Here is a 1026-nt window from a genome sequence, read left to right on the forward strand (position 1 = left end):
GGCCGGATTTCGCTGTGCCAAATCATTAGCTCTGTTCCTTATCGGCATGGTCACGGTCGTGCTACTACCCGCGAGCGCCACGGCCGACTCGTGGTCCGGCCCCCGAAACGCCATCCAGGAGTTCCTCGATGTCGGGCGGACCCCGGTCCCCCGGGCTAACTGTGGCCCCGGTTCCGCGCCGGAGAACGGTCTGCAGGGTGATGTCACCGCGGCCGACCGCGACAGCGGGCGCAGCAGGCAGGGCTACCGGTGCAATATGTCCTTCGTCGGTGGATACGCCGGCCGTGGCGCGGGCATCACCTCCACCAGTTTCGAGCACTGCGCCTACCTCGGCTCGTTCTTTCCCGGCAACCTGATCAGTGAGGGGCGCGGTGTCCAGGTGGTCGACGTATCCGATCCGGCCAACCCGCGCCCGACGGTTTCCCTGACCGAACCCGCCATGCTCGCGGGCACCTGGGAAAGCCTCAAAGTCAATGCCCGACGCAAACTGCTGGTCGGCACCGGCGTTCCGGTGGGTGCAGGCGTGGGGTACCTGTCGGTGTACGACATCTCCGATTGCGCGTACCCACGGCTGCTCAATCATGGCCCAGGCACGAATCTGCTGATGCCGCTGCCGATCACCACCCACGAGGGAGGTTTCTCCCCGGACGGCAACACCTACTGGGCCTCCGGGATCGCCCCCGGTTTCGTCAGCGCGATCGACCTGACCGATCCGGCCAACCCGCGTGTGATCTGGCAGGGACTGACCGGCATCGAGGCACACGGATTCGGCATCAGCCCGGACGGCAACCGGATGTACATCTCCGCACTCGGCGGATTCACCGTCCTCGATATCAGCGCGGTACAGCGCCGCGATCCGAATCCGCAGGTGCACCATATCGGCCGGGTGTTCTGGACCGACGGCTGGGCGACCCAGCACAGCATCCCGGTCACCTATGCGGGCAGACCCTATCTCTACACCGTCGACGAAGGTGGTTCCGGCGGCGTCAAACTCGTCGATATCGCCGATGAGACCGCACCCAAGGT

1 protein-coding gene is annotated in these 1026 nt (G+C 65.6%); it reads left to right on the forward strand.

Annotated elements, in window-relative coordinates; genetic code table 11:
- Positions 1-46 precede the first annotated feature (46 nt).
- On the forward strand, positions 47-1026 hold a 980-nt coding region (locus ACL02S_RS24135; protein ID WP_412804788.1), incomplete at its 3' end, for an LVIVD repeat-containing protein.

Source organism: Nocardia spongicola, from assembly GCF_047200775.1.
Classification (GTDB): domain Bacteria; phylum Actinomycetota; class Actinomycetes; order Mycobacteriales; family Mycobacteriaceae; genus Nocardia.